The sequence below is a fragment of the Yoonia sp. genome (assembly GCF_017854565.1).
Taxonomy (GTDB): Bacteria; Pseudomonadota; Alphaproteobacteria; order Rhodobacterales; family Rhodobacteraceae; genus Yoonia.
The window spans coordinates 1-4,742 of record NZ_JAFMHJ010000093.1; the positions used below are offsets into that span (position 1 = coordinate 1).

The 4,742-nt window shown below is 57.7% G+C and carries 3 protein-coding genes and 1 pseudogene; 2 read left to right on the forward strand and 2 right to left on the reverse strand.

The genetic code is table 11. From position 1 onward, the window contains the following. Positions 1-495: 495 nt before the first annotated feature. Entirely contained in the window at positions 496-2,160 is a 1,665-nt protein-coding gene (locus QZ196_RS17185) for a ribonuclease J (protein ID WP_296428575.1), read from the reverse strand. 772 nt (positions 2,161-2,932) lie between these two features. Here QZ196_RS17185 and QZ196_RS17190 point away from each other — a divergent pair. Next, the gene (locus QZ196_RS17190) at positions 2,933-3,628 is read left to right on the forward strand and encodes a tyrosine-type recombinase/integrase (RefSeq protein ID WP_296428577.1); all 696 of its coding nucleotides are present in this window, start codon (positions 2,933-2,935) and stop codon (positions 3,626-3,628) included. 6 nt (positions 3,629-3,634) lie between these two features. Next, positions 3,635-4,296: pseudogene (locus QZ196_RS17195) on the forward strand (transposase zinc-binding domain-containing protein); the annotation flags it as partial. A 66-nt stretch (positions 4,297-4,362) separates the two neighbouring features. On the opposite strand, the gene QZ196_RS17200 reads toward QZ196_RS17195, so the two are convergent. Next, positions 4,363-4,742: transposase (locus QZ196_RS17200; protein ID WP_296428001.1), on the reverse strand; the 380-nt coding region annotated here is incomplete at its 5' end.

Genomic DNA, 4,742 nt, shown 5'->3' on the forward strand with positions numbered 1-4,742 from the left:
CCGATGAAAGCTGCGGGCACGTCAGTCCGCTGGTCAGCGCGATCCGCACTGCATCCTGACGGAATTCATCCGTTCTTCCCGTGCCCATGGTTCATCTCCTTTGCTGCACATTACGCTATCAAAAGAGCGGCACCAAACCGCGACAGGTCCAAACCCCGCGATCGTTTGAATGGATCGGATAATACGCCATACTGCATACTGCGCGCAAGTTGGATTGCGGCAAAAGTTGAGATCTACGCCTGCTACGGGCGCGGGCAACCTCCGGACCAGCGGCGCAACCGCTGCTCCGGAAGATATCTTCGGGACACTCGACACATTCTTCCTCCGATTAATTGAGGGTCAAGCGAGGTGTCGAAGGTGATGTTTGCCACAATGCGGTCAACAGAAATGTTTTTTCAACATTTAGCGTCAGGGGCTGGGGGTCATCCCCGCCCTTTTCATTTCAATGCGACGTACTTAGGCCTTAAGGTGGATTAAAATCCACCTTACGCTACGTCAGCTGAGCCGCGAGACAATCACGATCACTTCGGGTTTCTTGCCAATCTCGGCCTGCGTTGACCGGCGCGCAATTGTTTTCAGCTCTTTTTCCAACTTCACGTCATCGCGCAGCGTCTTGGCGTTGGCGCGGTTGATAAACTGGCTCAGGTCCTGTTCGACGATATCGGCAAGTGACGTGTTGGACCGCCCGGTTTCGGACAGCCCCGAGATTTCGACCCATGGATCGCCCAGTGGTTCGTCATTTTCGTCGATGATCAGCGTCACGACCATCTGGCCGTTCAGCGCCATGCGGATACGGTCGCGCACGACACCATCCATCGCGCCGACCTTTGCCGTGCCGTCCAGATACGTGCGGCCGGTTTCGATGTATTCCGCGACCTTCGGCGTATTGCCCGACAAATCAATCATCATCCCGTTCACCGCGACAATCCCGGTGATGCCGTTTGCACGGCCCAGCTTGACGTGTTCCCGCAGGTGCCGATGTTCGCCGTGCATCGGGATCAGGAACTGCGGCTTGACGATCTGGTGCAGTGTTTCAAGGTCAGGCCGGTTGGCATGCCCGGACACATGATACTTTCCGCCCGCATCATCAATCACGTCAACGCCCAATTCAGACAATTGATTCATGATCCGGATCACACCGCGTTCGTTGCCGGGAATGGTTTTGGAGGAGAACAAGAACGTGTCCCCTTCCTGCAGTTTCAGGCCCATATAGGACCCCTGCGCCAGCTGCGCCGATGCGGCACGCCGTTCGCCCTGACTGCCGGTCACCAAGAGCATCAGGTTCTCGCGCGGGACGTTCAGCGCGTCCTCGGGGGAGATGACCGCAGGGAAGCCATCGAGGATGCCCTCCTCGGTTGCGGCTTCGACCATGCGGCGCATCGCCCGGCCCAGCAAGACGACAGAGCGGTCCGCGTGACGTGCGCCCATCGCCAGCGTCTTGAGACGGGCAATGTTCGACGCAAACGTGGTCGCCACGACCATGCCCGACGCTTCTTTCATCATTTCGGTGATCGCGGGGCCGATTGTTGATTCCGACCGGCCCGGTGCGGTTGAAAATACGTTTGTACTGTCACAGATCAACGCCTTGACGCCGTTCTTCGACACATCTTCCCACAGCGCGCGGTTCCAAGGGTCGCCGACAACCGGGGTTTCGTCTATTTTGAAATCGCCCGAGTGCAGCACGCGCCCGTCGGGCGTGTCGATCAACAGACCCGCGCTTTCGGGTATCGAATGGCTGATCGGCAGGTACGACACTTTGAACGGGCCGCAATCAACGACTTGCGGAAACGGTGCCACAACCTTTACGACACTGTCGGGGTGACCGTGTTCGGCCAGTTTGCGGCGCGCGATATTGGCGGTAAAGCGGCGAGCATAGACGGGCGCACCCAGCCGTTCCCAATAATGGCCGATGGCGCCGACGTGGTCTTCGTGAGCGTGGGTGATGAAGATGCCTTCGATCTGGGCACGGCGTTCCACCAGCCAAGCGATATCGGGCAGGATCAGGTCAACGCCCGGTGAGGTGTCCATATCGGGGAATGCGACGCCCAGATCGACAACGATCAGCCGTTCCTTGCCCGGTGCACCATAGCCATACACATATGCGTTCATGCCGATCTCGCCGGCGCCCCCCAAGGGCAAATAAATCAGGCGGTCGGTCATGTCTTATCCTTATTATAGTGTCTAATATGTATACCACATTGGGGTCATATATCGTTCGGCAACAGTTTAGAGGGCTAATTGTCACTAACCCGGACGGTTGTCGAGCCTGTTCTTCCCTGCACATGCGGTCAGGCGGAAGACGTGGCGATATTGTGATGACATGCCCCAATTAGGCAACGTCAGCAACCATGAAGTGAGGTGTCTTTTTGAAGGGCGTCCAAAGGGATGCAAAGCCAGCCGGAACCTGATGAATGACAAGGCCAGCCCCGACACGATGAAACCCGTCGAGCAACGTCGATATCGAAACGAAATTCGGCGCAAAGCCAACTTAGGTGCGGATAGCGGCCAATGACTGATCCCAGCCCTTTGCTGTCGGTCGCACCTTTGGCCGATGCGGCCAAAACGGCTCACGCACTAAATCGCTTCGCGATAGGGGCGCTTGTTTCGGGCTCTGCGCTGAAGTGGGATTTGTTTTGCAGATTGTGATGTTGGGTGTCCTCTGTCAACCGAGGCGATTCTGCCTCGGTTGACAGAGGACATTCCGATGAACATTCGACAATCGACACCGATGACAGCCCTTCGTGCGCGCATGACCGCGGATATGTCGGGGCGCAATCTCGGACCCGCATCCCAGACAAGTCATCTGCGCGCATGCAAGCGCTTTGCGGCCTGACTCGGGCGGTCGCCAGAAACGGCTACACCAGACGATGTGCGAGATTTCCAGCGACATCTGATCGAGAGCGGACCGAGCATCTGCACGCGCAACCAAATCATGACCGGGGTGAAGTTCCTCTTCCGTGTGACCATGCGACGCCATGATCTGGTGGCCGAGCTTTTCCACCTCAAGGAACCGGTGAAGGTGCCGTTGGTGCTGAGCAAAAAGGAGATCAAGCGCATCCTGGCCATGGCGCCCAGTCTGAAGGCACGGGTAATGTTGTCGCTGGCTTATGGCTGTGGAATGCGCGCAGGCGAAGTCGTGCGGCTGAAGGTCGGTGATATTGATGGTGCCCAAGGGATCATCCGGATTGTTCAGTCCAAGGGGCGCAAGGATCGCAACGTGATGCGGCCCAAGGATATACTGGACTTGCTACGCGAGTGGTGGAAAGAGCGCCCGACCGATCAGGACAAGGATGTGCCTGCGCCCGAACGGGTTCTTTTTCCAGGCTATTGCGGCAAGCATCTCTCTGCTCGACAGATATCACGGCTGTTCAAAGAGACCGCGGGGGAGGCCGGGATCACCAAGCCGGTCACGCTGCACACGTTACGCCATTCCTTCGCCACCCATTTGTTGGAGCGCGGTGTGGATATCCGGATCATTCAGGCGCTGCTGGGGCATACCAAACTGACGACAACCGCACGCTATGCCAGTGTCGCGACCGGCATGATCTCGGCGGTGGACAGCCCACTGGACGATCTGACCGGGGCGAAGCGCAAGAAGGGCAAGAAGGGCAAGAAAGGTGCGTCGTAGTGTAGAATGTCACGGCTACGGCTGGAGGTTGCGGATATCTTTCGCGATCACGGGCCTGCGTATCGGTCAACAAACAAGGGCCATGTCAGCCTTGATCAGCTAAAGGTGATGAACGCCATCGAGCGCTGCCGAACGGCGGCGCTTGGCGGGCATGTGGCGCGGTGTGAAGACTGCGCGTACGAACATATTGCCTATAATTACATATTGCCTATAATTCCTGACGCAATCGCCATTGCCCAAAGCGTCAGGCGGGGGCGGCAAAAACATGGCTGGCCGCTCGTGGGGCCGAATTGCTGCCCGTGCGGTATTTCCATCTGGTCTTCACGCTGCCCAAACCGATCGCCGATATCGCTCACCAGAACAAACGCGAGATCTACAATCTGCTGATGCGAGCGAGCGCGGACACGGTGATCAGGATCGCTGCAGACCCCAAACACCTCGGGGCCCGGGTCGGGATCACATCGGTGTTCCACACTTGGGGTTCTGCGATGACACATCACCCCCACGTGCATATGATCGTGCCGGGCGGCGGCCTGTCTGCCGGCACCACTAGGTGGATCGCCTGCCGCAAGAACTTCTTCCTGTCCGTCCGTGTGCTGTCCCGCCTGTCCCGACGGTTCATACTGGACGGACTAGCCAGGCCGCACAAAGCCGGGAAGCTGCAGTTCTAAGGCGATCACGCAGACCTCGTCGACCGGGATGGAGCTATGCTTGAATTTGGGTGACGCGCATCATCAGGCGGCGCGGTTTTCGGTATCGTTTGTGTGTTCGATACCGTCTGTGAACTTGATTCCTTCGATAACCTTTGGCAACTGATTTCTGCCCTTGAGGCGCAGCCATTTCTTTGATGCGGCCTGAATGAGGGTGAAGACCATCAGTTTTGCGGTCTTTTGTGACAGCGCCCCTTTGGTCCTCACCGTTCGGTGCCGAACTGTGGCAAACACGCTTTCAATCGGGTTCGAGGTGCGCAGATGGCCCCAATGCTCAGCTGGGAAGTCGAAGAATGCAAGCATCGCCTCTTTGTCCTTGGTCAGGCAGGCAACACCTTTTGGGTATTTGACGCCATACTTTTCGGAGAAAACGGCCAACGCAGCATCGGCTTCTGCGCGCGTTC